A 26,158-nucleotide genomic window follows, 5' to 3' on the forward strand; every position below is an offset into this window, starting at 1 on the left:
TCTCTAAAGCAAACTTGAATGAACATTCATACCTTATATGAACACTTTTTTAGTTATCCAGCTTGTATCCATTGTAGGAACCAAGGACTTTGAGCATAGATACTTTCGAATTTATATAATATAAAGCATCTTTTATAACTGCATCGCCTGTACTTCCTTCTATGTCAATATAGAACAGATAATCCCCCAAAGAACGTTTCGATGGTCTTGATTCAATGCGGGTCAGATTAATGTCTCTTTTTGCGAATTCCCCTATGATCTCATAGAGTGAACCAGGTCTGTCCTCATCAATATCAGCAATAATGGATGTCTTGCATGTATCATTTTTAGGTATGCAGGCCTCATCTTCCTGCCACTTACCTTGTTTTATGACAATAAAGCGTGTGTGGTTCTTCTCCCAGTCCTGAATATTCGGAACAAGTACCTTCAATCCATATTCTCTGGCGGATTCCTTTGATGCGATAGCTGCCATCTCACAGAACTCGTTAGCAAGTTTAGCAGCATGGGATGTACTTCCGGTCGTACGTATTTCTGCTTTTTTGAAATGTTTTCTTATGAACTTACTGCACTGGGCCAGTGCCTGAGGATGTGACATTATTATTTTGATATCCTTCATCTCACCCTTTGAGAGAAGGCAATGCTTAATGGGTACAACTATCTCCCCTATAATGGTCATGTCGCTCTCAAGCAATAGATCGAGCGTGATCCCAACGGACCCCTCTATGGAATTCTCTATCGGGATTATTCCTATGTCCGAATCTCCATTGATGACGGATGCAAAAGTATCGTTTATGTCATCATAATAGACAAGGGAAGTTCCCTCCGTCTTTGATTCTTTGCTTATCCAGCCTTTTGCTGCTTTTTCCGAGTAGGATCCGGCAGGCCCGAGTACGCCAATGATCATCGTTGCAAATGGGCTTGCCTCTTAAAAATAGTTTGTGATGGCAGGCTTTAACTTTTAACGACCCTGAATATTATTGCAAGTCCTGTCAGATTGATACTTATGATAAGGATCGAGCCAAGGGTTTTTCGCATTCCTTTTGGTATCATATCCTTATCCGTCCTTTTATCTACCTCGAACCGGATGACCTTATCGGAATCTGCAAAGACTGTTCTTTCATATGCCTGATTGTTATTTCCGGAAAGTTCAGCGTTGATGATGTATTCCTTTTCCGGTTCGAGTCCGTAGAAGATATACTCGCTATCACCTTCTGTTTCCAGAATGGTCCGTTTGTCCGAAGTGATACTAACACTACCGGTTTCTGTGAGTAATATTTTGAAATTAACATACCTTTTAGTGGCAAACGAATCTCCGGTTGAAAATCGTAGTTCGTTCGGCAGGTCAAGGATACTAAGGATAGTGGGTGCAATATCTTCCTGACCTAACTGTTCATCAACGAGCTTTCTTTCGATATTGGATGATGTTGCAATGAAAGGTATCTGAAGCACTTCCGGTGAGGTTGCATATTTTTCGGACTTGCTGCCACCACGTCCATTTACTGACTGGAATGCCATCCCGTGATCTGAAGTTAAGATGAAAGCAAGGTCATTATCTTCCGCTCTTTCAATAAGAGGCTGGATCATAATGTCGAGTTCTTCGATGCACTCGATATACCCTTCATTTCTGCGATAAAGTCCGGCAGTATCAATGGCACCGATATTTATTGTCAGTATGTATTTCTGGTCAGGATATTGCTCCATCAGTTCAATGACCTCAAGGGCTGTTTCGATCCCCCAGAGGTTGTAAGCGTTATAACGCTCGATCTTCCCTTCCTTATACTGCTGTACATAGGTTGGGCCCAGAATGGCATATTCTTTGAATATCTTTTCAACATCGATTATCATATCGGTATCGCGCTGACCGGAATTATCATTGAGCACGACTTTCATTTGCGGGTCATTTATTGATGTGGTGCTATCATATATGGCAACATCCTGTTCTGCAAGAAGTTCGGTCGTGTCACCCTTTTCCAGTATTGCGAACATGAGGTATCCATTGTCGCGGGCAACATCATAGATTGTGGCATCATTGTGTGTTATCATTGCAGAAGTGGCCCCTGGATTTCCTGTAACGATCACCGAATGCCCATTTTCACCTTCTGTAGAGGGTGTAAGAACACTGAATGCTTGAAGTCCATCTTTTGCAAGTGTTGAAATATTTTGGATATTTGGCTTTTCCATAGGGTTTCCATCAAGTGCATAAGGGATCTTTTCCGGATCTATATAGCTTGCACCGAGGCCATCTACTATCAGTATGACTGCACCATGATCGGTTTCTATGTTTTGGATATCTATTGGGGTGAGTGCCACAACAGGAGTTGAAAGTTGCACTATTATAAGACAAAATAGAAAAAAGATAGCTCTTATTTTTAAATTATGTTTTAATGTAGATACGTTCTTCACGATCACTATTATATTTTTTTAGACTATATAATTAATTATATTTCATTTCTTTGACATTTTTTTAAAATAGATATTGTTTTTTGTTTTTTTCCTCTAATAATGTCAGGTATTTCATAATTTTATATATGTACTTTTCTACTATCAAATAGCTATTTTTTAAATAATTAATTCTGATTATTATAAATTATGCTTATTGATATCGTTTATTACTCTTATATATTTAATTATAGATTTTTAGCAGTAGCTTTGTATTTATATTAGTTTTATTTTTCAAATTTTCAAGTATTATATATAAGAATTTTGGTATTAAATTATATGTTAATTTTTCAGAAAATCTTGTATTTAGTAAAAACGCTATCAATCGATATTATAATTTCAATAAATAATGCTGCTCAAAATACGTGCCATATAGTAACATATTTATACTAAATATGAAACATACATATGTTTATATATGATTATTCCAGTTTGAAATTTGGGTATAGCTACCCAATATCAGTTGTTCCATCTCTGGATTAATTGGATGGTGTGAACGACGATCAAAAAACATCAGCATCCGGATGTACCGGGTCTTTAATTATGAAGGAGTGATCAAAATGACCGATTTAAACCCAAAAGAAAGATTATTGAACGCGTTAAACCGCGAACCAGTTGATAAAGTCCCGGTAGTCTCTGTAACACAGACCGCTATAGTTGATCTTATGGATCAGACCGGTGCAGAGTGGCCTGAAGCTCATTCTGATGCAGAGAAGCTGGCAACACTCGCCGTAGCATCACACGAGATCGCAGGTCTGGAAGCTGTGAGATATCCATATTGTCTGACAGTTCTTGCAGAAGCTATGGGTTGTGAAGTTAATATGGGAACAAAGAACAGACAACCATCTGTAACTGATCACCCATATAAAGGCGTTGACAACCTCGTAATGCCCGAGAACCTTCTTAGCAATGGCAGAATACCTGCTGTGCTTGATGCAACGAAGATCATCATCGACAAAGTTGGAGATAAAATTCCTCTGGTAGCTGGAATGGAAGGACCTGTAACCCTCGCATCCGATCTTGTAAGTGTAAAGAAGTTCATGAAATGGTCTATCAAGAAACCAGATGACTTCGAGACTATCCTTGACTTTGCCACAGATGCATGTATAGTGTATGCAAATGCACTGGCAGATGCAGGTGCAGATGTAATATGTGTGCCTGATCCTGTAGCATCCCCTGACCTTATGAACCCTGAAACATTTGACAAGATGCTTAAGCCAAGGCTTGCAAGGTTTGCAGAAGGGGTCAAATGTCCGATGGTGCTTCATGTTTGTGGAAATGTCACTCCTATTCTCGGTATGATGGCAGACTGTAAATTCGAGGGACTTAGCATTGAGGAAAAGGTAACAGACCTTAGGGGAGCTATCAAAACTGTCGGAGACAGGGCTGTAATTGTTGGTAATGTATCCAGTCCGTTCACATTACTTTCTGGTGATGTGGAAAAGGTCAAAGCAGATTCAAAAAATGCCCTTGAAGATGGTGTTGCAGTTCTTTCTCCTGGATGTGGTATTGCACCAAATACTCCTGTAGATAACGTCAAGGCTTTGGTTGAAGCAAGGGACGAATACATTGCATAATATCTGTAGATACGAAATATATATACAAAAATCTGAACATCCAGTCGGAAAGGTCTTGTTTTGCAGGACCTTTCATTTATTTCTTTTTGATCATCTGCCAATAATTATCGATCACATTGATCGGTCGGGCAAGAAGGTAATACTATGCGAACAGGAATTGCAATAGATCTTGGTACAAGTGGTTTCAGGGCACAAAAAATAGACCTTGGATCAGGTGAGATACAGAGAACTGTCATCACAATGAGAAATCCTCTGCCCGGTGCGAACGTTATGGATCATCTGGATTTTGCCATGACATATGGTCAGGACAAAGCTCATGACCTTGTAATCAATGCTTTCATTCACATCCTTAATGAACTTGAACCGGAAGGTGGACTTGTTGAGAGAATCGCAATATGTGGAAATCCTATACAATTATCATTGTTCCAGGGAATTCCTATCGATGACCTTGCCTATGCAGGAGAGCGAAAAAAGAAGTTGATGAATATCGAGGAACAAAAAAGGAATGCTTGTATCATTGAAAGCACTCAGGTAAAAGGCCTTGAATTCCTTAATTGTAAAGTAGTTATTCCACCTGCAATCAAACACGAGGTCGGTGCAGATGCTCTTGCATTGATCGTAAAATCCGGAATGCTTGAATCAGAAAAGATATCCATTGCAACCGATTATGGTACTAATGCGGAAATGGCGTTAAAGGTTGGTAATGTCATCTTCACAGGTTCTGCAGCAGCAGGTCCTGCGCTTGAAGGTCAGGAGATCGGGGACGGAAGTATTGCACGTCCATTTGTGATATCAGATGTTGAATTTAATAATGGGGATATATTGAATTACGTTCTCGATGAGGAAATGAACACGGTAAGTGGTTCCCTTGTTAACTACAAAAATGGGGCTGTTCTCAAAAATGGTGATTTGCATGCAATTGGCATCACAGGTACCGGTGTTATTGCACTTATCGATGAGGCCATAAAAAATGGCATCATAAAATTACCAAATATAAATACGCCTGATAAAAAACTTTATCTTCAGGATGATCTACATTTCACAGAAAAAGACCTTGCTGAAGCGGGAAGGGCCATCGGTGCGATACGTGCCGGTCATGTGACATTATGCAATGCTGCGAATATTGCAATGGAAGATGTAGAGGTCGCATACATGTCCGGTGCTGCCGGTACCTATATGGATGCGATAAAAGCTCATCGTATCGGCATGATACCTTATAATGTCTCAAAGATCTGCCAGATAGGGAATACTTCTCTTATCGTTGCAAGGGAGATACTTATTTCAGAAGAACGATTATGGGAGCTTCAGGAGATCGCAGTAGAGATAGTTGGCACACATGTAATGTTTGCAATGGATGAAGCATTCAAGGACGCTTACATCCTTGAGCTTTCCTATTGGAACGAGGGTATGCCTTTCAAGACACTGAAAAAATATCTTAAGAAAAAAGGTCTTCCTACAATTGATGAAGTAACTAAGGAGCCGGAAATCGAAAAAAGAGTCGAGAAGGACATTCCTGATCTTGGGAATGAAGGGCTTCATGTGCTCGACCAGATAGGTACATTTCTAGTAATAGATATGGAAGGCTGTATCGATTGTAAGAAATGTGTGGACGTGTGTCCAAATAATGCATTGGAACAGGATGATCGGTCTGTAAGAATAAGAACTGATCTTTGTGATGGTGCACACTGTCAGAAATGTATCCATACATGTCCGGAAAATGTCCTCGACTGGCATCTTCTCAAAGTAGTGGAATAACTTTCACGAAGTGAACATTGAATTATTTGCTCACACCCGTTGTACTGATGTACTGGATATAGATCTAAAAAGTAAACAGATTGGATCGAAGGAAGCTACTATAGATCTTAGATGTGAGCAATTTTGTTTATTCATTGATTTAAGATAATTCTTTCGTTCAGAAAGATCGTCAAAATATGGATATTCTATCTTTACGGAAGATAAGATATAAATCATGGCTTGTTTACTTATAATAGGATTAAAAACAAATTCCATTATCAAAAACAAAAAATCGTTTAGATCAAAAAACGCAAAAACGGGAGATGTATAAGATATACAGTTCCATGGAAAAGACCGGTAATATATCTGTCAAAATGACTTCATCTAAAGTTGTGTCTGATGAAATATCAGAACCTGATAGCTGTAGTTCTTTCTCTTTTTCCGATGATCCTGGAAATTATTTCGAGGCTATAGTAGCATCTTTGAAAGAAGCTCTCATGATACTTGATCTGGATCTGAACCTGATATATGCGAATGATTCATTCTACAAAATGTTCAATGTTAAACCTGCTGAACTCTTGGAAAATGATGCTGACATATTTGTTGATTTCAAGAAAAATTCACCTGAACTGTTTGACAGGCTTAGCAGAGTTTGTAAAGAAGGTTTCTTACTTGAGGAATTTGGACTGACCTATCCTTTTAGCAATGCCGGTACAATGTCTGTGCTGATCAACAGGAGGCAGATCATATGCGATGGCGGCTGTGTTGCTCTCGTTACCTTTGAATATATTGACGAATTGAAAACCTCGGAAGAGGGAATTATCCAATACGAAGGTCAATATTCAACGTTGGTCGAAAAAGGTAATGAAGGGGTAATTGTTGTCCTTGACAATGAAATACGGTATACAAATGAGAAGTTTTGTGAACTGACAGGATCGTCAAAAGACAATATCATTGGTTCGCCTTTCCTTGATCATATTTCACTTGAATATCGCAGAATGGTCTCCAAAAAATACAATAAATGTCTTTCAAGCAAGAAGAATGACTCCAATATTTATGAAGCAAATATTATTTCGCTTACTGAAGGTGAGATCCCTGTGGAGATCACTACTTCTTACATTGAATACGAAGGACAGTCTGCGGTAATGCTGAACTTAAATGACATTAGGGAAAAAAGAAAAGCAGAGAAAGCTCTTGTTGATACTGAAAAGAACTTCAGGATAATCTTTGAAAAATCTCCCATAGGTATAGTTCGTTTTGACCGAAAAGGAATTATAACGAATTCAAATGAAGTATTCAATGAGATATTCGATCACTTACGGGATGTGATCACAGGCTATAATGTCCTCGATCTTTTTAGTGACAAAGATGTTCGTAGCGATATAAGTGATGTGATCTCGGGAAAGATAAGGAACTATGAGAATGATGTTCACCTAATTGTAAATGATAATAGTTCTATCTTGCATGTCACTTTCAGTTCTTTGATCGTAGATGGATCATTGCAGGGTGGAATGGGTATATTTGAAGATGTCACCCTGAGGAAGATGGGTGAACATTCTCTCCAGCTAAACGAGTCTCGTCTTGAGATACTTCTTGAACTCAACCAGATGTCTGATGAATCCATTGAAGATATATTATATTTCACTTTGGAGGCTGCTGCAAGACTCACTCAGAGCAATATCGGTTACCTTGTCAGTGTCCGTGAAGACAACTCTTTTGATATGGTCTTCCTCCTTTTAACAGACGAAAAGGGTCAATACGAACTGAGCAAGGACCTGGGTGATTATCCGTTTGACATTTCCAGCAGGGCTATCAAAGTGAGCTCAAGTGGGAAATATTTGCTTTCAAATTACCCGAATGATCTTTTTGAAATGGAAAAAGACCATAATATGACCGGTACGATCACACGCCATTTTGATATTCCGGTCTCCAATGAAGAAGGTGAGCGATTCGTTCTGGGAGTTGGCAACAAAGATTCTCTTTATGATGATCTTGATACTCGTAACCTGGCACTATTGATCCAGGAAATAACAAAACTGATCGAGCATAGGGAAGCTGATGAAGCTTTGCGTGTATCGGAAGAAAAGTACTCCAATCTCGTTAAGAACGGGAATGACGGCATTGTCATAATTCGTGATGATGTGCTGGGATTTGTAAATTCAATGTTCTGTGAGATTGTTGGTTTTACTCCTCAAAAGGTGCATAACTCCAGTTTTTCTTCTTATCTGTCACCTGAATATCGGCGAATGGTGACTAAGCAGTTCTCGAAGATAATGGAAAAACAGAAGAGCAGCTCTAATAAATTCGAGGTCAATCTGCTTGATCGTAAGGGTGAAACTGTTCCTGTTGAGATAAGCCCTTCACGCATATATGATCAGGGCAAGCCTGCTGTAATGGCTATTATACGTGACATAACTGAACAGAAAAAGAAAGAACAGGAACTGCTTGATTCACTGGAAGTACAAAAGGTATTGCAAACGGTTATCAAAAGCAGTCCGGCAATTGTATTTTTCTGGAATGCGCAGTCGGGATGGCCAGTTGAATTCGTTTCTGAGAACATCGATACATTTGGATATTCTCCGTCGGATTTTCTTTCTGGCAAACTACAATACGGTGACATTATTCACCCTTCTGATGCGGAAAGGGTGCATAGCTATTTTGCCCGGAAATTTGCAGAAAATGCTTCTGAATATCGTCTCGAATACAGGATAATCACCAGTTCTGATGATGTTCGATGGGTTGTTGAGAGGTCCACTCCGCAGTATGATGAGGAAGGTGATCTTGTGCATATACAGGGTATCATCATAGATATCACTGAGCGTAAGAGGATCAATCAGTTCCTGAACATTGAATCCGAGGTCGGTAATTTCTTCACTCCTTCAGGGGACCTTCAGGAAACCTTTGACCAGCTTCTGGAATTTGCTTTACATATAGAAAGTATTGATTCTGGTAGTCTCTACCTGATAGACAAGAATAATGGCGGACTGAACCTTATATCCCACAAAGGACTTTCGGAAAATTTTGTAAAAACTAATTCTCATTACGCAGCAGATTCCATGCAGAGTCGATTTTTCATGATGGGTTATCCGCTTTATAAAATGTATTCCGAGATCTATCCTGTGACAAAGCGTGATAACAGGGTAGATGAAGGGCTGCTGGCAACAGCTGTGATCCCGGTGAAGTATCAAGAGGAAGAAGTGGCTGTTCTTTTCCTTGCATCGCGTACTGAATATGAAATGCCGTACAATATTCGTACATCGGTAGAAACAGTTGCTGAACAGATGGGTTCCATCATCGGTCGCATTGAAACGGAAGTAGATATGCAAAAGAACCAGAACGACCTTAAATCACTTGTTGATGGCATTGAGGATCTGATCTTTGTTCTGGACAGTGAGGGTTGTGTACTCTACAGCAATGAGGCAGTCTCGAAAAAACTAGCTTACTCAAAAGAAGAGATCACTGGTATGAATTTCATAAAAATACATCCGCATAATAAGGTACTCGAAGCAGCAAGTCTCTTTGGGGATGCACTTGCAGATAACAAGATCGAGTTCAGGTTACCTTTGGTTACAGGTACTGGCATGCTTATGTCTGTGGAAACAAGATTGCAAAAGGGTAAATGGAATCGTCAGGATGCGATCATTGCTATCTGTCGGGAGGTTGGCAAAAATTAAAGGGACCTTTATGTTTTGTCTGCCTGGCAAACAATGTTCTTATCACATGTTTGCATTTATCTTATCACATCAGTATAGTTGTAGGCATTTATATTAATTATTTTAATGGAGGGCTAAATTGTGATCGATATTAATCCTCAACGCATATTAGTACGATATAATGTAAAAGTGGAAAAAGAAATGACTCCTGAAGAGGTGGCCGAGAAATTATTCCCTGTGGAAGAAAATATACGGGAGGTCGCAAAGGCTATCTTTGAAGGAGATGAAGACGAGGTTGTGGAAAGTATCCAGAATGCGATCAATAATGGACTGGACCCACTGAACCTTATTAACAATGCACTGATGGTGGGTATGGAAATAGTCTCCACTCTTTATGATGACGGTGTTCTCTACCTTCCAGATGTCATAATTTCAGCGCAGGCAATGATGGAAGGTATCGAATATTGTAAAGAACATTTCGGTCAGGACCATGAATACAAGGGTAAGATCGTTTCCTATGTTGTGGAAGGGGACATCCATGATATTGGTAAGAAGATCGTGACCGTTCTTCTCAGGGCGAAGGGGTATGAAGTTGTAGACCTTGGAAAGGATGTCTGTGTGGAAGAGGTCATTGCGGCTGTCAAAAAGGAAAAACCCATTATGCTTACGGGAACGTCGTTAATGACGACAACTATGATTGGTTTCAAGGATGTGAATTCCCGTTTGCTTGAAAGTGATATCAATGTACCTGTTGTGTGTGGTGGAGGTGCGGTAACACAGGATTTTGTATCCCAGTATGAACTTGGTCTTTATTGTGAAGAGGCTGCTGACGTACCAAAGATCGCAGATGCTATCATCAACGGCTTGAATATTAGCCAGCTCAGGAAGGAGTTCCATAAACACTGAGGAGGAATAGGTTTGAGTTTAAAACGTTATAATAAAATGGCTTATGATGACCTTGAAGATATGGTCTTTGGACATTCTATCTATCCTGTTAAGACAGGTTTTGATCTGGAGATCGGGGCAGGATATACTTCAGCGGAAGTCAACTATGCACCAAGACCAGCAGCGGGTGAGTCTAAAGAGAAACTTATTGCAGAATACCAGAAGATCACAACGGATGTCCTGCAACGAATGGTACAGGTTGGTTTCCCTTCGGTGGTGCTTGAAACGGAACATGTGCAACAAATGACCGTCAATCCGTCATGGGGTGCAGAGATAGCACATGAACAGAAGACCATTATGGAAGAGTTTTATGATGAATATGGCATCAAATGTGCATTGCGCCATACGCCTGCTGATATTCGAGGTGGAAAAGAATCCCTCGATCTTAGAGGCGATTCTTATGGTATGTTGCTGGAATCTTTTGAAGAGGTTGCTTCCAATGGAGCTGACATGCTTTCCATTGAATCACTTGGTGGTAAGAGCGTCTTTGATTCATCAATATTAAGGAACGATATCTCAGGAGTGCTTTTTTCAATAGGTATCCTCGGCACTCTTGATGTGGAGTTCATATGGGAAGATATTAGCAAAATAGCAAAGAAACATGATGTTGTGGCTGCTGGAGATACTGATTGTTCTCAGGCTAATACTGCAATGTTCATTGCAGGTGGTCTACTTGACAGAAAACTTGCCCACACGCTTGCTGTTGTGACAAGAGCGGTTTCAGCACCGCGTTCACTTGCTGCCTATGAAGCAGGAGCTGTCGGTCCCGGTAAAGATTGTGGATATGAAAACACTATAATCAAGGCTATCGCTGGTGTCCCTATCTCACAGGAAGGAAAGGGATCAACTTGTGCTCACTCTGATCTCATGGGTAATCTCGCTATGCAATGTTGTGATCTCTGGTCCAATGAATCTGTGGAGTACCGTGGTGAGTTCGGTGGTACAAGCGTTCAATGTTGGGGGGAGACTCTATCTTATGATTGTTCCATGATGAATACGGCAATAGAGGCTGGATATGCGAAGGTCTTCAGGGATGTTTTCATGGTCTCAGATAGATATAGGGATTCTCAGGCATTCATACTTGCATTCGATAATGCTTATAGGATAGGTGAATCGATCGTAAAGGATGGTAATGATATTTATCTACGTGCTAAGAATGCTGCGATCGAGGCATGTAACATCGTTGATGAAGGTTCTCGTGGACAGCTTGAACTTTCGCGCTTTGAGAAAGCATCTCTTGCAAAGGCGATCAAGTCCCTTCATTCACTTACTGATGAAAAGGATGTTTTCATTGAAGAGAATATGGACAAATTTTCAACTATGGAGAACTTCATACCTAAAAATTACGGTTACTGAAGTTTTCATTTTTATCTTTCATATCTTCATATTACGGCCCATTTTCTCTTTTTCTTTTCGTTACGATTGTCGTGCAATGAATTTTTCAGTCATCTACTCTCATTTTCTAGATTGGATCTTTGATGCCTCAATATGTAGTATTTAACTGTTTTGTATTATTCGAAGAAATATGAATTAATAATTATATATAATATTTAGTTAATACTTTGTGCATATACATATTATTGTTTAATTTTGTTGATATAATAAAATGATCTTGAATTGTTATTTCCAGTTAATCCTTTTATTGATATCGTTTTCTTTTCATTTGACCAAAACTACACAATGATATTTAATATTTATAAATTTCTACTATAAAGTGTATATATTTCTATAAAATCAATAGATATGTTTAAAAATAAGCATCAATAGCCTTTATTTATTAATATTAGTATCGATTAAAGATTTCCATTTTACAAATGGTTTATATATTAGTTATTTTTAAAGCTAACTTAATTATATTATATAAACGTATTTACTAAATTTATTTTGTTTGTTTTCGATATTGTTAATTTTATTATGTATTTTCGACATCAAGAAAGCTTATTTTTTCTCTATTTCACCTTTGCACTTTTTTTTAATCAAATCGTAATACATATATATAAAATCATTTGAAAACAAATGTTTATATATTGGTATGAGAGACGTTTGAATAGGTTTTCAGAACGAAATCCTATGATTGGATCGAGGGTGGTATTCTTCCCAAGAAGAATGGCACTTCATTTATTATTAAAAAAACAAAGGAAGTAAAACATGACCAGTTTGGATATAGACCCCAGTGATATTCTGGTAAGATATAATGTGAAATTGGAGAAGGCAATGACGCCTAAAGACGCTGCAGCTGAACTTTATCCTAAGGATGAGTTATACAGACAAATTGCAGTAGCAATCTTTGACGGTGAGGAAGACGACGTTATCGAAGGTCTCGAAAAGGCCATCGCAGCAGGAAAGAACCCAATTGCTCTGATCGACGATGCTCTAATGGTTGGCATGAAAGTAGTTACTGATCTGTATGATCAGGGAACGATCTTCCTGCCAAACGTAATGATGTCCGCAGATGCAATGCTCGACGGTATCGAGTTCTGTAAGTCACAGTCCGATGAAGCACCTGTTTCAAAGGGCAAGGTTGTCTGCCATGTTGCAGAAGGAGATGTTCACGACATCGGTAAGACAATAGTTGCTGCACTTCTCAGAGCAAACGGATATGAGGTAGTTGACCTTGGCCGTGATGTTCCTGTGGATGAAGTCATTGAAGCTGTCAAGGCAGAGAAACCTCTCATGCTTACAGGTACTGCACTGATGACCACAACAATGTATGCTTTCAAAGCAGTCAACGACAGGTTACTTGAAGCAAGTCTTAATGTTCCATTCGCCTGTGGTGGTGGAGCTGTAAACCAGGACTTCGTATCTACCTATGATTTGGGTATTTATGGCGAAGAAGCTGCTGACGCACCTAAGATCGCTGACAAGATCCTTGCAGGATCTAGCATTAGTGCACTGAAAGAGGAATTCCACAAACACTGAAGAGGTGAGAAAAATGGCAATCAACAGATATACAAAAATGGCATATGATAGTGCAGATGACATGATCTTTGGTAAGTGTAAGCACCCTGTAAAAACAGGACTTGGACTCGAGATCGGTGGCGGATACACTACACCTGAAATTAACTATGCACCAAGGCCTGAAGCCGGTGCATCAAAAGAGAAGCTCGTCAAAGAATACCAGAGGATAACCACAGATATCATGAACCGTATGGTCCAGGTAGGTTTCCCTGCTGTTGTCCTTGAGACAGAACACGTCGAGCAGATGACCAACAACCCAACATGGGGAGGAGAGGTCGCACACGCACAGAAGACCATCATGGAAGAGTTCCACGATGAATACGGCATCAAATGCGCATTAAGACACACCCCAGGTGATATCCGTGAAGACCGTGATTACCTTGATCTTAGAGGTGACAAGTTCACAGTTCTTATGGAATCATTCGAAGAAATTGCAGCAAATGGAGCTGACATGCTTTCCCTTGAGTCAATGGGCGGTAAGGAAGTATTCGACTATTCGATCCTAAGAAATGATGTACCTGGTATGCTTTATGCAATTGGCTGCCTTGGAACCATGGATATGGATTTCATCTGGCAGGAGATCAGCTCTGTTGCAAAGAAGCACGGAGTAGTCTCCGCAGGTGACACTGACTGTTCCGAAGCAAACACTGCAATGTTCATTGGTGGCGGTCTTCTTGACAAGAACCTTGCACACACCCTTGCTATCATCGCAAGAGCTATCTCTGCACCAAGATCACTTGCAGCATATGAAGCAGGTGCTGTAGGGCCCGGTAAAGACTGTGGATATGAAAACACTATCATAAAAGCGATATCCGGTGTACCTATCTCACAAGAAGGTAAGACCTCCACATGTGCACACTCTGATGTCATGGGTAACGTTGTCATGCAGTGCTGTGACCTCTGGTCCAACGAATCGGTTGAATACCATGCTGAATTCGGTGGTACATCTGTCCAGTGCTGGGGAGAATCCCTTGCGTATGACTGTGCTTTGATGAACACAGCAACTGCAACAGGTCAGGAAAAGACTCTCAGGGACCTCTTTATGCTTTCTGACAAGTACAGGGACCCACAGGGCTATGTTCTTGCATATGACAACGCATACCGCGTGGGTGAAGCTATTGTCAAGGACGGTAATGACATTTACCTCCGTGCAAAGAACGCTGCACTCAAGTCAGTAGAGATCATGGAAGAAGGAATAGCTGGCAAGCTCGAAATGACCAAGTTCGAAAAGGGCGCCCTTGCAGACGCAAAAGCTGCACTTATGGCACTCACAGACGACCAGGATACTTTCATGAGCGATTGCATGACCAAGTACAAGGAAGAAGTTAAGGTCTTCCTGCCAGAGAACTACGGTCTCTAAGCATTTAGCATCGAAGTCTCCAAACGTGGACTGTAGCCCCGTATTGCTCGGGGCTACTCCCATCACCTTGAAAAATGTGTATTGCACGATATTTTCAATTTGACCTTATAATCACAAACATTTTCTTCTAAAACATAATACGGGAGGTGATATTCAGAAATTTAAAACCCCTTTACTCCTTTATGTCTTTTTGATATTTATTAATGGGTGCAGTTTTGCCCAGAATCACATTTAACAATCATTTGTATATGTCGAGTTATAATATTATTTATTGTATTTCATAAAATTTATTAATCGAACTAACGGAAGTGATCATATTTGACAAATAATGAAGAAATACCAGAGAACTGTATTTTATGTAACCCTGCGGATGGATTTCACATGATCGATAAAACAGCAGATCATGCACCACTCGGATTTGCAGGACTTGGTTTTGCAGCCACAATGCTGGGAATGATGGGTTCAGGTTTTTTCGCAGATGCTACAATGGTCGTCTCAATGTCGATCTTCCTCGGAGGATTTGCACAGGTATTTGCAGGTATCCAGGGCTGGAAAAAAGGTGATGTATTCGGTGCAACTGCTTTTTCAGCATTTGGTCTGTTCTGGTTCTCCTTTGCATTCATCTTGATGTCCTCAGGTCTTGCAAGCGGAGTTCTTGGAGCAGCCAGTGCAACTTCAATAGGCTTCTATCTATTCATCTGGGGGCTTGTTTCCCTTGTACTGCTGCTTGTAACATTCAAGATCGGGGTTAAGGCGATAACCATCGTTTTCATCACTCTTACTCTGACATTTTTCCTTAACGCAGCGGCAAACTTCGGAATGGGCATTGGTCCACTTGCAGGTTACATGACTTTGTTACTTGGGATCTCAGCTTTGTACACATCTCTGGCGCTTGTAACAAATTCAGTTTTTGGAAAGACAGTAGCTCCACTCTAAGCTAAGATCTAGCTAGAATGTCAGATACGTAATATTCAGACCGTGACCGTCCATAAGGTCGGTCATTCCCCTCCTTAAAAACAAAAATAAAATGCCAGGTGGTAACAATTGAGGACCTCTACCAGAAAGAACGGAACTGGATATCTTGCTCTTTCCGTCTTTATCGAAATAGCTCTGTTAAGGATATTTGCAGGGACCTATTCTGATATTCTTGCTGTGCAGGTTACAGGATATTTTGCCTTATTTATCGGTATCATTGCCTTAGTTCATCACTTTGTACCTAGTATCATCTCACTTTCGACCGACCATTTTCATCCATACGGGTACAAAAAATACAGTTCTCTGATATCATTGTTCATTGCACTGATCTTTATTCTGGCAAGTCTGTATATCCTCTCTGAAGTTCACTCTACCGTTAATGGAAGTAACTCTCTATTGCCGGATACTTCCATCTATATCTTGCTTTTAATGTCTGTTATTCTATCAGTAGCTATTCTGAAATATTGCTCTTTGGATGAATTTGATCAGGCTGGGATATCCCATTCATTTGCACTTAAATTAGATGTTATGTTTTCAGTTTTGATCGCTCTGACCTTGTTCATTCAAGTCAGTCCAACTGTTTTAATGTTGGAAACGGTGTTGCTAATTCTCGTACTTACGAAATATTGCATATCGATCGTCATCATGTCTTGCAACGTATTATGCGATGCATGCTGTCTTGATGAAAGCAATGTTCGACGTCTTGTAAGGTCCATTGAAGGAATTGAGAATTGCTATAAAGTGCGAACTCACGGTTCACCGGACGATCTGTTTGTGGATATTCACGTGAAAGTGGATTCTGATATCTATGTTATGGAAGCACAGAGAATAGTTGAAAGTATTGAAAAAGAACTTAAAAGAACATTTACAGGGATCTCAGATGTACTTGTACACATCGAGCCTCCTGAGAGGCGATGAAATAATTGAATACTATTTTATTAGGATCATGGTGAAATAATGCAATATAGTCTTGGTATCGATGCAGGTGGAACCTATACTGATGCAATTCTTATAAGTGATCGTGACAGGTCTGTAGTGATGTCCAACAAGGCATTGACCACCTATCCTGATCATATTGAAGGAATACGGAATGCAATTGACGGGATCGATGAAAAATATCTGAAAAATGTAGATGTCATATCGGTTTCAACCACACTTGCAACGAATACTGTGCTGGAAGATACTGGCTATCCTGTGGGTCTTATTCTCATAGGGGATCATTCTCTCAATAAGAATTTCCCGACAAGTGATATCATCTTTGTAGCAGGAGGTCATGATCACATGGGGGATGAATTAAAGCCGCTTGATGTTGATGCTATAAAGAATTTCGTCCTTGGTTCAAAGGGCAGAGTATCTGCTTTTGCGGTATCGTCCCATTTCAGTATAAGGAATCCTGAGCATGAGCTAAAGACAAAACAGCTCATATCAAAGCTTACGGGAATGCCAGTCGTTTGTGGGCACGAGCTAACACAGGATATTGGTGCTTACGAAAGAGCAGTTACAGCATACCTTAATGCACAGCTTTTACCTGTCGGTGAGAATTTCATAGAAGCGATGATCTCTGAGATAAAAAGGCGTGATATGGATGCAAGATTACTTATGCTCAAATGTGACGGTTCTGTCGTTGGTATCAGGGATGCACTTGAAAGACCTATCGAGACGATATTTTCAGGTCCGGCTGCAAGTCTTATTGGCGCTTCTTTTCTTTCAGGTCTTGAAAGTTGCGTTGTGATAGATGTCGGCGGTACAAGTACAGATGTATCAATGCTCTGTGAGGGCGTACCAGATATTAGTGAGTCTGGTGCAGTTGTCGGAAAATGGCAAACGCGTGTAAAAGCGATCCACATGGAAACATCGGCAATGGGGGGTGATAGTCATATATGGACAAGAGATAAGGATCTGGTCATTGGTCCCAGAAGAGTGGAGCCGATCTGTGTTGCAGCGGTCAAATATCCTGGTTTTCCTGAAAAACTTAAGAACATTAAATGGATCGCACGCAGACTTCTGGATGAAAATATACAGCCTACAAAGTTCTTTGTAAGGACCAGGCAGGAACCTATTGAATTGAATGAAAATGAAAAGGTGTTAATATCTGTTATTGGAGATGATCCTGTCTCATTTGAGGACATTTTCATAATGCTTAAAGGACCACCTTCAACTTTTGTCTTAAGCTCTCTGATAAGCAAAAGGCTTGTGCAGGCTATTGGTTTTACCCCTACTGATGTATTGCATGTCCTGGGAGAATATGATCAATGGGATCAAGAAGCTTCAAAGCTGGCTGCCGATGTTCTGGCTAAATTGAACAATATAGGCAAATATGAAATGTGTTCTTTACTCAAAAAACGTTTTGCGAGAAATATGGCATTCGAACTGATGTCGTACCTGTTGCCAGGCGTTGATTCGGAGAGCATCGGTGGTATCGTTGATCACAATTTCAAAGCAAGGTTCGATGTAGAATTGCCAGTAGTGCTTATTGGAGGGCCTGTATCTGCTTATGGGGATGAGATTAGTTCCTTTATCAAAGCGGACATCATAGTTCCTCAACATTCAGATGTAGGGAATGCAGCAGGAGCTTTGTTTGGTAAAGGTGTCAAACGTCTGGAAATAATGATCAAGCCATTATCTCTGAATGATCCGGATAAAGAATTCTTTGTCTATTCACCTGAAAGAAGAGAGAAGTTCAATACTTATGTAGAAGCACTTGAATTTGTTAACGAGCATGGCAGGGCTTTGATCCATTCCTATATGGCAGAGTGTGGGATCATGGAAAACAAAGTAAGCATAAGTGTTACAGAAGAACGCCTCTCACCGGAAGGTTGGCATCATCCTCCGATGGAGACTAAACTTATATTCGTAGGCTTGGGTTTTGTTTAAGGCCTAGTATTTGAATTGTCAGAAGATATATCGAAGATATAAAAAGAAAAGAACGTATCATTTTTGGATCGGATGATGCGTTCATGAAAAAAAAGAGGAGCTAATAAAATGTTAACACTTGTAGTTGGCGGTTTTCTTGGAAGCGGAAAAACTACCACGATAATCAATATGGGGAAGTACCTTGTGGACAAGGGGCACAAAGTTGCTATTATTGTCAACGAGATAGGAGAGATCGGGATCGACGGTGATATCATCAGCAAGTTCGGTTTCGATACAAAAGAGATAACGAACGGTTGCATCTGTTGTTCACTCAAGATGGGACTTCGCTCAACTGTGATAACGTTATATAATTCTTACAATCCGGATGTCCTTATAATAGAACCTACCGGAATTGCATTTCCAAATGTGATCAAAAGAGAGATCGAGCTGATGGACCTTGGAGAAGGTGCGGAAATAGCACCTCTTGTGACCCTTATAGATGGCAGCAGGTTCAAACACTTGTTAAAAGAGATGAGACATTTCTCCACTCGCCAGATAGAGGATGCAGATATCCTTGCCATCAATAAGATCGACCTTATGGACAAGATACAAATATCTATCGTAGAAGAATCTGTACAGCAGCTCAACAGAAAAGCAAAAATAATACGGATCTCTGCAAATAATAGCGATGAAAAGTTCTATAGTTTCATGGACATGATACTTCCTGATGAGCTGCTTAATAGATCTCTTGATGTCAAAGTTCAGGAAACGAAGCCAAAAGAGATGGGAAAAACATCCATTGCCCCTGCAAATGGCATATCCCTTGTCAGCAAGAACGATATGGAGCTTATCAGGAATGAGCAGGAAACAGAAAGCTCCATTGATGCATCAGGTGTTGCAACCTATGCTGCAGAGTATAAGATCAAAGACAGGACAGATATCGATAGGGCAAAGCTGATCGCAAAGGAGCTCATGACGAACATAAAAGCAGAAGTTATGGAACATAGCCCCGAGTTCATTGGCCATATCAAGATGTTCTTGAATTCTGATACAGATACAGTAAAAATGAATGTAACTGCATACTTCGAAGATCCACAATTAGAACTGATCGAAACAGGAAAGAATGAGATCCTTAAGTTAAAGATACTTTCAGCAATCTCGAAGATGGAAAAAAAAGAACTTGTGAAGATCGTCGATACCTTCGCAACAGATGTATTCAAGCGTTATGGAATTGAGATCGAACAGCTTGAAGCACATCATGAGCACAATCCTTGAGACGGTTACTAACAATTTCAGTATGCTCCTAACAAATATTTAATTTTGGAGCAACTCTTTTTTTTGCATAATATGCATAGAATTTGACAAATACATGTAATTTAAAATACAAACAAATGTAACAATATTAAGAAAAAGCCAATAAATATTTCCAACAAACCAAGATTAAAACCGGTGCAATCGATGAAAAATCCTTAATAATGTTCAAATATATTCGGGACTCATATTGTTCTGGATACATATATACAACAATCTACCAATCATATACCCAATCCGGTATGTTGTATTGTTCATCGACCTTAACAACTGATTGATAAAAATAATTTGTTATAGAAAGATGAAAAACAAAGTGAGTATAACTGTAATGGAAGAACGCCTCTCACCGGAAGGTTGGCATCATCCTCCGATGGAGACTAAACTTATATTCGTAGGAGTGGGGTTTGCTTAATATCTGGTACTTGAAATTTCAGAAGATATTTCCTCTATACACCTTAAGTCCCTCATCTGAGACCGTAAGTATGAAGGGATCCATGCTGTGTGCTGAAGCACGCATTTTTCTAGCTTGTATATAACGTTTCGTTGTATTGTCCTTCATGTGAATTCCCAGTTCTATGATACCGTCTGCAAGATAACTTTCAAAGTTATCTGCATAATTCATTCCAAGGGATTCAGTGGTTTCAAGTATCACGAACGTTGTCAGATTTTCACGCCTGAGTGGTTCGAAAAGATGGTAAAGTCTTTTTCTCATCCTTTGAGGTTCAACATCGAGGAGCGAGTAAAGGGCACCAAGGGAGTCCAATGCTACACAAGTAAACTTATCGCCCATCTTCTGCTTATATTGCAGGATATTTGTCTCTATAAGGTTTAGCAGATCGCCTGAAAAATCATCGTATTGAAGTCTATAATCGCTAAAATCAGATATTGATAGATTATCCGAAAGTTCCAGTCCCATACTTTCCATGTTCGCAAGGTGGTTATCTTTGCTTTGCTCAAGGGTAATGTAGGTCCCGAACTCTCCGACATTATTCAGGTATTTTGAAAGGATGGAAAAAGTAATTCCGGATTTAAGAGTTCCAGGTGCACCTGTTATTAAAACCACACTTCCTTTTGGTATATCTGTACTGAATATCTCGTTCAGCCCTTCAATAGTATCAATAAATCTCACAAAATTCCTCCACTTTCTATAATAACGTTGACATAATTAAATTTTATTTATACTATAATGCGATCAATTATCATAAAACATTTTGTTCCTGTCTGGATAAATTTTTGATCTTAAGGATATGTTTTATTGTTTCAATCCCTTTTTCAGTAAGGATATTTTCAGCGTTTATCACTTTACTTTCGAGCATTTGTTTCATTGACATCTCAAGTTCATGAGGTTCAATGTACAGAAGATTGACTATATCCTTTTCTTCCTTAATACCTACGAAAAGGCAATTCAATACTCTTGTATGCAGATTTTCTTTCATATTCAATATTTTTGATAGTGCCAGAAGAACTCTATTATCTTCTGATTCTATCAATATGGTTGCACCTGATAGATTCTGCAAATGGAGTTCCATATCGAAAATATCGATCTTATTTATGCTGATGTTCCTGATCTCAGGGGATAGGACAAAATACCAGAGATCTTCAAGAAAAACAGTCCCTGATACTGATGAATATTCATATTTTTTAGTATATCTCACAATATTGCTCTTTGGTGTGAATGTGTTGGGAATTTCACTTGATGAGAACAAAGATGGCAATGTTAGAGCATTATCGAATGGATTTTCTTCTTTGATATTTTCAAGGTAATAATGGCCCTGTTGTGTTATTTGTGCATTTTCATCCACAAGTTTTCGTATCTTCAGTGTATCAAAAGCACGCTCGAGAACTTCCCCATCAGTTGAAACAAGTGAAATATACCTATTGATGTCCTTTGTTTCTCTTGTAAGAAGACTTAAAAGTCTTGTTTCTTCTTCCTTCAATCCGTCAAAATCCGTATTTGCTCTGAAACCGATCCTTTCAAGCAAATGAGTTCTTATATATTCTATATCTTCAGGATTCCCTGCAAATATCATTGAATAGTTGATATGGGAAGAACCAAAGATTAAATTCTTCTTATAATCGATAGCTATCTCTGCACTATATCCTGTATCTGCTCGTACATTATTTCTTACGGAAGGAGATAGTTCACGGTCCACAGTTTCGATCGATTTGTAAGGGATCATGTTCCAACCGGCACCTGAAGGGAACCAAATATCATTGTCTGTGAAAGCCACAACAGCATTTTTCCATGCCAAGCTATGACTACTCATATTTATCATAATCCGTTGCAGATCGATAACGTATGATAACTTAATTTCCATCTCTCTTCACTCACACATTATAATTGTCTTCCTCTGTAAGCGATCTCATCCACCTCTTCAAAAGATGGTGGTCCTTTGTATCGAAAATTAAAGGATCGATCTGAAGGATCAATCTGGAATCAGATGCCATTATCGAGTCATTGGTCTGTTCCATGAACTTAATAACTGACCTGAGATCATTTTCAAGTATGAGATACTCAAGGCTATCTATCAGTACAATGCCGTCATCTACCTTTTTGATAAAATTATCTATTGTAGGATGAAGTTTGAACTATTCTGCAGGATCTACCGAAGGACATTCTGATCCTTTGGCCTTCGTAAGCCAGACAATGGGCGTTTTTGTAATATTGTACTTGCTCCTTATCTTTGCAGGATTTTCTCTTGTTATGCAAAGTCCAGGTCTTCCTTGCTTGACCATGGTGGCGAATATTTCATAAGAAGTATTCAGATCGCCACTATCCTGTATTAGGTACAACTTGCTTCAAGTTTTGGAGTATCTTTTATTTCTCTATTCTCTTCGATAGAAGGAGCAATCAAAAGTCCGCTTAGTTCGGAAATATCCTGAAGTGTGACAACAAGTCCTTTCTTATTCTCGTTCTCCATTATGACAGAGGTTGCTATGTTAAGATCGATACAGTTCCCATCTTTTTTAGATAGTCCTACAATAAGGTTATCCTGATCAGCAAATTCGAACAATTCATTATTGCAAGTTATTGTGGATATCGAATTATCGATAATCTCATCATTGGCATACCCAAGAAGTTTTGTAGCTTTCTCATTAGCCGTAACGATGTTTTGTTCGCTGTCAAGTACAATTGTTGCAATTGGTGAGATCCTGGTAAGCAGATTAAGGTGTTCATTAGCTTTTTTAAGCTCCTCTTCCACGATCTTACGAGCGGTTATATCCTCTCCTGAACAGAGAATTTCCGCTTTGTTCCCGTCCTTATCCTTCAGTTTGATAGCATTCCATGAAAGCACTTTCTTCTGCCCTGACTTTGCAATAATGCTCATTTCGAACACAGAACATTCTTCTGTTTCCACCTCACCTTGAAAGTCGTTAAAGCGTTTTTTTATGAACTCTCTGTCTTCCACAGGGATAAAATTATCAAAATAGTTTATACCGATCAGTTCCTCATCGGAACATTCGAGTATCGTTTTCCCCTTTTTGTTGATCTCGACAATATTCTGATCCTTGTCGATTATTAGTATCATGACACCTGCAACATCGAGATATTTCTGGGCAGTATCCCTTTCTTTGCGTACCATATCCTGTTGTTGTTTCAGCTTCAACAAAGAATGTACCCTTGTCTTCAGTTCCAGCATATCAACAGGTTTGGAAAGGAACTCATCGGCTCCTGATTCAATACCTTTTATCTTGTCTTCTTTTTCAGATAATGCTGTAACAAGAACTACAGGGATGAATTTCGTGCTGTCATCTTTCTTGAGGATCTCACAGGTTCGGTAGCCGTCCATTTTCGACATTAGGACATCGAGAAGGATCACGTCAGGCTCAAAATCCTTTACTTTTTCAAGGGCTTCAACACCATTAGTAGCCATTGTAAGTTCATAATCACTTGAAAGGTATGCTTCCATTAGCTCAAGGTTCCATGGTTCATCATCGACAACAAGTATCTTTGGAAGCAATTCACTCATATGGTAGACTCCTAAAAAGTAAAGGTATTTCTGATACGATTTTCATCCCTTTGTTTCCCCCTCTTTAATACTGGCCTAAGGAGATTTCATCTTTAAATTGTTATTACTTAAATAAATATGTTACTAGATATAATTGCATATTAAGATAATGTCAATCCTTGCTTAGAAAGATCGTTAGGCCGAAAAGAATAGCTGTCATGAAAAAAATCGTCTTTATCTCTATACTCTTTGCAAGTGCTCCAGCCATCAATGGCATCAGTGCAAGTCCTGCATAGATACAGGTATTATAGACACCCATTGCAATACCCTTTTCTACCTTCATGGAAGCGATAGCAATTGGAAGTCCTACAAGCATCAGACCAGTGCCAGTGCCAATGATGAAAAAACCTAACATCGGGCTATAAATTGTAACTACTATGCCAACGGTTGCCATCAGTATGCCTCTTTTAATGAGCTTTGCATGGCCGGTATCCATATAAGATGCCAGAAGGGATGAGATCATTGTAGATACATAGAGTAGCGAGATCGATATGCCCAGTTCTGTCTTTGAGAGTGTATCGATCCCATATTCGGGATAAAGGGATATAAGAACGCCGCTTGATCCTGCAAGTATGAACGAGATGATCCATATTCCGCGGGTATCCTTTGAGGTGAAAATATGTGACTTTGAGTGTTCTCTTTTACTTACTTTCTTTTGAAGTTCTATTTTTCCCATGGTCCTTGAAGGGACCATAAAAAGGTATATTGCAAAGATCATTGTAAAGAATATCAAAATAGAAAAAAGAATTATCCCGTTCTTAATATTAGTATGAACCAAATAACCAGTCACTGCAACACCGGCAGCTAGTCCGGCATTGATGAGAAAACTGAATTCCCCCATATAACGTGCTCTTTCTGTACAACCTGCCAGTCTTGAATATGCGGCAGGGAAGAATGCACCACATGCAACTCCTTCAATGAAGCGTGCTGATATAAATATCATGAAGTTATCCGTAAAGATCATCCACAGCCCTGATATAAAAGATAGCAAGAGACCAAGACTGATCAATTTCAGATTGTCAGTTCTATCACTTAATATTCCAAATGGAAGCAGAGTACTTAATGCTCCGAGGAAGAACGAAGAATATAGCAAACTTGAGGAATTTATTCCGTAGATCTGTCCAGTGGCAGAAAGTTCTGGTAGAACAGGTATGACAGCATTTGAAAGTCCCATTATAACTAAAGCTGATGAATAGATCAAGAACCTGTCATTGTCCATAATAGCTGATAATATAATGGAAGATAGATACGTCTTTGTATCTGTATATGATAACTTTTAATGCTCCTTAAAAGAGCTTGTTCATAAAGTAGGACAGTTGCAGTAGTGAGAATGAAGTATGAACGAATGTCTGCATTGGACATTAATTTCTCATTGGAGCCCAGATATCGTTAGTGGAGGATCTCATATTTTTTATTGAAAGTATTCTTTTCAACTACAGATACCTTTCCGGACCTATCTTTTATGATGTAATCTCTGGCTTTCCCCTGTAATGTACCTTTAGGAGTTTTCACACTAAAATCGGCAGTCATTCTTAATGCGTGACCGACCGGTGTTTTCTGTATCTCTTCATCGGTTGAAGCTGAATTTGTATGCAGATCTTTCTTTGATCTACTCATATTATCCCTCCCTCATAATTATGGGTCATTCATTGCTTATATATTTGTCCGACATACTTAATTATTTGCGAGTGTGTATAATTTTATAGTTATATTTATTCCATTCCTTCCGTCTAACACCTTTATTTCGGATTATTTCATACTATACTATTTATTCCAGGTTGACAAATGAGGATAGAAAGAATCTGGAAAGAGCATGAACATTACACTTATTGGCATGTCTGGAGCAGGCAAATCCACGATTGGAAAACAGCTTGCAAAAAAACTTGATCACAAGTTCATAGATATTGACGATCTAATACGAGGAAAGATCGGTACGGACCTGCAAACATTCATAGATGCTTACGGTGACGATGAGTTCATTGAACTTGAAGAACAGATCGTTATTGGACTTCATGCATTGGATAACTATGTTATTGCAACCGGCGGTAGCATAGTCTACTCGGAAAAAGCGATGAAACATCTAAAGGAAATTTCCACGATAGTTTATCTGGATGTGTCTTTTAGTCAGATCGCCAGGCGTATCTCTCCTTCCAAAAGAGGACTTGTTGGTTTTAAGGACAAGGGGCTAAAAGATCTGTATCATGAGCGAAAAAAGTTATATGAACGTTATTTAGACGTTCGGATAAAAATAAAGAAAGGGGAGAAAAAAGGGGATATTGTAGAACGCATCATTTTTTCATGTTCTGATAACGTTTCTACTTCTGGAAGTGTCTAAAATATATG

At 39.3% G+C, this 26,158-nt stretch carries 19 protein-coding genes and 1 pseudogene; 12 read left to right on the forward strand and 8 right to left on the reverse strand.

The genetic code is table 11. The annotated features are described in order from the left end of the window. Positions 1 to 49: 49 nt before the first annotated feature. The gene (gene pheA / locus KDK67_RS02620; protein WP_250867287.1) at positions 50 to 904 is read right to left on the reverse strand and encodes a prephenate dehydratase; all 855 of its coding nucleotides are present in this window, start codon (positions 902 to 904) and stop codon (positions 50 to 52) included. Positions 905 to 951: 47 nt separating this feature from the next. After that, a complete protein-coding gene (locus tag KDK67_RS14405) occupies positions 952 to 2,331 on the reverse strand; it encodes a sulfatase-like hydrolase/transferase (RefSeq protein ID WP_250867288.1) in 1,380 nt (459 codons plus the stop codon). 668 nt (positions 2,332 to 2,999) lie between these two features. Between KDK67_RS14405 and mtaA the strand changes: the two genes are divergently transcribed. The 11 genes from mtaA to KDK67_RS02680 all read left to right on the forward strand — a co-directional run bounded on the left by mtaA (position 3,000) and on the right by KDK67_RS02680 (position 19,769). Next, positions 3,000 to 4,016, forward strand: coding sequence for a methylcobamide:CoM methyltransferase MtaA (gene mtaA / locus KDK67_RS02630; RefSeq protein WP_250867289.1), 1,017 nt, complete (start codon positions 3,000 to 3,002; stop codon positions 4,014 to 4,016). Positions 4,017 to 4,160: 144 nt separating this feature from the next. After that, a complete protein-coding gene (locus KDK67_RS02635) occupies positions 4,161 to 5,771 on the forward strand; it encodes a methylamine methyltransferase corrinoid protein reductive activase (RefSeq protein ID WP_250867290.1) in 1,611 nt (536 codons plus the stop codon). A 302-nt stretch (positions 5,772 to 6,073) separates the two neighbouring features. Beyond that, the gene (locus KDK67_RS02640) at positions 6,074 to 9,424 is read left to right on the forward strand and encodes a PAS domain S-box protein (RefSeq protein ID WP_250867291.1); all 3,351 of its coding nucleotides are present in this window, start codon (positions 6,074 to 6,076) and stop codon (positions 9,422 to 9,424) included. Between the two features lie 120 nt (positions 9,425 to 9,544). Further along, positions 9,545 to 10,309, forward strand: a complete 765-nt coding sequence (gene mtaC, locus KDK67_RS02645) for a methanol--corrinoid protein MtaC (RefSeq protein ID WP_250867292.1) — start codon at positions 9,545 to 9,547, stop codon at positions 10,307 to 10,309. Positions 10,310 to 10,321: 12 nt separating this feature from the next. Then, a complete protein-coding gene (gene mtaB, locus KDK67_RS02650) occupies positions 10,322 to 11,704 on the forward strand; it encodes a methanol--corrinoid protein co-methyltransferase MtaB (RefSeq protein WP_250867293.1) in 1,383 nt (460 codons plus the stop codon). Positions 11,705 to 12,496: 792 nt separating this feature from the next. Then, positions 12,497 to 13,267 carry a methanol--corrinoid protein MtaC gene (mtaC, locus tag KDK67_RS02655; protein ID WP_250867294.1) on the forward strand — a complete coding sequence of 257 codons (771 nt, stop codon included), beginning with the start codon at positions 12,497 to 12,499 and terminating at the stop codon, positions 13,265 to 13,267. A 13-nt stretch (positions 13,268 to 13,280) separates the two neighbouring features. Next, positions 13,281 to 14,666 (forward strand): methanol--corrinoid protein co-methyltransferase MtaB, encoded by a 1,386-nt coding sequence (gene mtaB, locus KDK67_RS02660; protein ID WP_250867295.1) that lies wholly within the window; start codon positions 13,281 to 13,283, stop codon positions 14,664 to 14,666. A gap of 381 nt (positions 14,667 to 15,047) precedes the next feature. After that, a complete protein-coding gene (locus KDK67_RS02665) occupies positions 15,048 to 15,602 on the forward strand; it encodes an acetate uptake transporter (RefSeq protein ID WP_250867296.1) in 555 nt (184 codons plus the stop codon). Positions 15,603 to 15,710: 108 nt separating this feature from the next. Beyond that, positions 15,711 to 16,559 (forward strand): cation diffusion facilitator family transporter, encoded by an 849-nt coding sequence (locus tag KDK67_RS02670; protein WP_250867297.1) that lies wholly within the window; start codon positions 15,711 to 15,713, stop codon positions 16,557 to 16,559. Between the two features lie 39 nt (positions 16,560 to 16,598). Further along, positions 16,599 to 18,515 (forward strand): hydantoinase/oxoprolinase N-terminal domain-containing protein, encoded by a 1,917-nt coding sequence (locus KDK67_RS02675; protein ID WP_250867298.1) that lies wholly within the window; start codon positions 16,599 to 16,601, stop codon positions 18,513 to 18,515. Between the two features lie 108 nt (positions 18,516 to 18,623). Further along, on the forward strand, positions 18,624 to 19,769 hold the full coding sequence (locus KDK67_RS02680; protein ID WP_250867299.1) for a GTP-binding protein: 1,146 nt from the start codon (positions 18,624 to 18,626) through the stop codon (positions 19,767 to 19,769). 466 nt (positions 19,770 to 20,235) lie between these two features. Here the strand turns inward: KDK67_RS02680 and KDK67_RS02685 are convergent, their stop codons facing one another. The 6 genes and pseudogenes from KDK67_RS02685 to KDK67_RS02710 all read right to left on the reverse strand — a co-directional run bounded on the left by KDK67_RS02685 (position 20,236) and on the right by KDK67_RS02710 (position 25,432). After that, positions 20,236 to 20,934 carry an ATPase domain-containing protein gene (locus KDK67_RS02685; RefSeq protein WP_250867300.1) on the reverse strand — a complete coding sequence of 233 codons (699 nt, stop codon included), beginning with the start codon at positions 20,932 to 20,934 and terminating at the stop codon, positions 20,236 to 20,238. 70 nt (positions 20,935 to 21,004) lie between these two features. After that, positions 21,005 to 22,072 (reverse strand): hypothetical protein, encoded by a 1,068-nt coding sequence (locus tag KDK67_RS02690; RefSeq protein WP_250867301.1) that lies wholly within the window; start codon positions 22,070 to 22,072, stop codon positions 21,005 to 21,007. A 61-nt stretch (positions 22,073 to 22,133) separates the two neighbouring features. Next, positions 22,134 to 22,598 (reverse strand): annotated as a pseudogene (locus tag KDK67_RS02695) (DUF835 domain-containing protein). Beyond that, the gene (locus KDK67_RS02700; RefSeq protein ID WP_250867302.1) at positions 22,589 to 23,776 is read right to left on the reverse strand and encodes a PAS domain S-box protein; all 1,188 of its coding nucleotides are present in this window, start codon (positions 23,774 to 23,776) and stop codon (positions 22,589 to 22,591) included. The pseudogene KDK67_RS02695 and the gene KDK67_RS02700 overlap by 10 nt, the downstream one beginning before the upstream one ends. A 151-nt stretch (positions 23,777 to 23,927) precedes the next feature. Then, the gene (locus tag KDK67_RS02705) at positions 23,928 to 25,034 is read right to left on the reverse strand and encodes an MFS transporter (RefSeq protein ID WP_250867303.1); all 1,107 of its coding nucleotides are present in this window, start codon (positions 25,032 to 25,034) and stop codon (positions 23,928 to 23,930) included. 170 nt (positions 25,035 to 25,204) lie between these two features. Next, on the reverse strand, positions 25,205 to 25,432 hold the full coding sequence (locus tag KDK67_RS02710; protein ID WP_250867304.1) for a hypothetical protein: 228 nt from the start codon (positions 25,430 to 25,432) through the stop codon (positions 25,205 to 25,207). Positions 25,433 to 25,628: 196 nt separating this feature from the next. Between KDK67_RS02710 and KDK67_RS02715 the strand changes: the two genes are divergently transcribed. Further along, positions 25,629 to 26,150, forward strand: coding sequence for a shikimate kinase (locus tag KDK67_RS02715; protein WP_250867305.1), 522 nt, complete (start codon positions 25,629 to 25,631; stop codon positions 26,148 to 26,150). Positions 26,151 to 26,158: the final 8 nt, after the last annotated feature.

Origin of the sequence: Methanococcoides seepicolus (genome assembly GCF_023684405.1) — an archaeon.
Taxonomy (GTDB): Archaea; Halobacteriota; Methanosarcinia; order Methanosarcinales; family Methanosarcinaceae; genus Methanococcoides; species Methanococcoides seepicolus.

Excerpts from the sequence above, each read along its gene's own strand:
- KDK67_RS02690 (WP_250867301.1), bottom strand. The coding sequence starts at position 22,072 with ATGAGTAGTCATAGCTTGGCATGGAAAAATGCTGTTGTGGCTTTCACA.
- KDK67_RS02715 (WP_250867305.1), top strand. The coding sequence starts at position 25,629 with ATGAACATTACACTTATTGGCATGTCTGGAGCAGGCAAATCCACGATT.
- mtaA (WP_250867289.1), top strand. The coding sequence starts at position 3,000 with ATGACCGATTTAAACCCAAAAGAAAGATTATTGAACGCGTTAAACCGC.
- mtaB (WP_250867295.1), top strand. The coding sequence starts at position 13,281 with ATGGCAATCAACAGATATACAAAAATGGCATATGATAGTGCAGATGAC.
- KDK67_RS02705 (WP_250867303.1), bottom strand. The coding sequence starts at position 25,034 with ATGGACAATGACAGGTTCTTGATCTATTCATCAGCTTTAGTTATAATG.
- KDK67_RS02710 (WP_250867304.1), bottom strand. The coding sequence starts at position 25,432 with ATGAGTAGATCAAAGAAAGATCTGCATACAAATTCAGCTTCAACCGAT.
- pheA (WP_250867287.1), bottom strand. The coding sequence starts at position 904 with ATGATCATTGGCGTACTCGGGCCTGCCGGATCCTACTCGGAAAAAGCA.
- KDK67_RS02640 (WP_250867291.1), top strand. The coding sequence starts at position 6,074 with ATGTATAAGATATACAGTTCCATGGAAAAGACCGGTAATATATCTGTC.
- mtaC (WP_250867294.1), top strand. The coding sequence starts at position 12,497 with ATGACCAGTTTGGATATAGACCCCAGTGATATTCTGGTAAGATATAAT.
- KDK67_RS02635 (WP_250867290.1), top strand. The coding sequence starts at position 4,161 with ATGCGAACAGGAATTGCAATAGATCTTGGTACAAGTGGTTTCAGGGCA.
- KDK67_RS02675 (WP_250867298.1), top strand. The coding sequence starts at position 16,599 with ATGCAATATAGTCTTGGTATCGATGCAGGTGGAACCTATACTGATGCA.
- KDK67_RS02680 (WP_250867299.1), top strand. The coding sequence starts at position 18,624 with ATGTTAACACTTGTAGTTGGCGGTTTTCTTGGAAGCGGAAAAACTACC.
- KDK67_RS02665 (WP_250867296.1), top strand. The coding sequence starts at position 15,048 with ATGATCGATAAAACAGCAGATCATGCACCACTCGGATTTGCAGGACTT.
- KDK67_RS02700 (WP_250867302.1), bottom strand. The coding sequence starts at position 23,776 with ATGAGTGAATTGCTTCCAAAGATACTTGTTGTCGATGATGAACCATGG.